Origin of the sequence: Vibrio sp. 10N.222.48.A3 (assembly GCF_041475345.1) — a bacterium.
Taxonomy (GTDB): Bacteria; Pseudomonadota; Gammaproteobacteria; order Enterobacterales; family Vibrionaceae; genus Vibrio; species Vibrio tasmaniensis_A.
Window position 1 is genome coordinate 1 of the sequence record NZ_JBFRVX010000997.1, and the last position, 1511, is coordinate 1511.

2 protein-coding genes are annotated in these 1511 nt (G+C 42.7%); one reads left to right on the forward strand and one right to left on the reverse strand.

Annotation, left to right across the window (positions count from 1 at the left end):
• The first annotated feature begins 100 nt into the window (after positions 1 to 100).
• Positions 101 to 694 carry an acetate uptake transporter gene (locus tag AB4653_RS22865; protein WP_017099596.1) on the forward strand — a complete coding sequence of 198 codons (594 nt, stop codon included), beginning with the start codon at positions 101 to 103 and terminating at the stop codon, positions 692 to 694.
• Positions 695 to 870: 176 nt separating this feature from the next.
• On the opposite strand, the gene AB4653_RS22870 is transcribed toward AB4653_RS22865, so the two are convergent.
• Positions 871 to 1511: alanine:cation symporter family protein (locus AB4653_RS22870; protein WP_372105400.1), on the reverse strand; the 641-nt coding region annotated here is incomplete at its 5' end.

Sequence of the window (1511 nt, forward strand, 5' to 3'; positions counted from 1 at the left end):
CGATGCAATCTAAGATTGCGATTTAGCGATCTATCTTTTTATGCCGTTCGGATTAAAATTTACGTACAAATTTTATTAACTTTTTTTAAAGGCGCGCAAAATGTCAACAAAACTGGCGAACCCGGCACCACTTGGCCTAATGGGTTTCGGTATGACTACTATACTTCTTAATATCCATAACGCAGGTTTCTTTCCAATCGATTCAATGATTCTTGCTATGGGTATTTTTTACGGTGGTCTAAGCCAAGTTATCGTGGGCACAATGTGTTTCAAACGTGGTGACACGTTCGGTACAACTGCGTTTACTTCTTACGGTCTATTCTGGTTATCTTTGGTTGGTTTAATCGTAATGCCATACATGGGCCTACCAGCAAGTCCAGCAGCGTTTATGGGTTGGTACCTACTACTATGGGGCATCTTCACTGGCTTCATGTTCATTGGTTCTCTATGCTACCCAGTAGCGAAACAAGTAGTATTCGGTTCACTTACTATTTTGTTCTTCCTACTTGCCGCTCGTGATTTCACTGGCAGCGAACTGATCGGTACTATCGCTGGTTTTGAAGGTATCTTCTGTGGTGCGTCAGCTATCTACTTTGCGATGGCACAAGTAATCAACAACGAATATGGCCGCACAGTACTGCCAATCGGTGAGAAAAAAGCGCCTCAAATGACGGCTCAAGAGATCGTTGCTTAACGCTCTAGCTTGGGAACAGTTAGTTTGTTATAAGCAGTCAGTTCGTTATAAGTAATGAGCTCGTTATAAACTACGATTTTTATGAACAAAACAAAAGGGGTTAGCCGAAATGGCTAACCCCTTTTTTATGCGTTATTAATAGCGCGAGTTAAAGCGATCTATTTGCTAAGTCAAGCTTAAGCTGAAGGTTGCTCTACAGGTTTACTGTCTGCAACTTCAGATTCAGGAGACTTGCCAGTTTTACGCTTGTATTTCTCTTCCCAGTAAGTAGCACCTTTAATGCCTAGTTTTACAGGGTTGAATGTGTACTCAGTCACACCTTGTTTCTGCTGTTCTTCGTAGTCTGCTAAAGCCTTAAGCGCAGGCTTAGACATGAAGAATATGATCAGAATACCAACGATGTTTAACCATGCCATCAAGCCAACACCCACATCACCCATTGCCCATGCAAGGTTTGCTGTTTTAACGGTGCCATAGAAAACGGCACTAATAAGAACAAGCTTAAGTACGAACATCATGCCAGGGATCTTGATGGTACGACGTAGGTAAGCAATATTCGTTTCTGCGATGTAGTAGTAAGCAAGAATCGTTGTAAATGCGAAGAAGAACAGAGCAAATGCGATGAACGGCTTACCAATGCCTGGCAGTGCACTTTCAATAGCAAGCTGTGTAAATACGGGACCATTCGCACCGATGTTTGCTGCTAGGTTCTGAACAAGGAAGACACCTTCAGCGCCGCCGTGAACGTTGTAAGCACCAGTGATGATGATCATGAACGCTGTAGCAGAACATACTAGAAGAGTATCAATGTAGATAG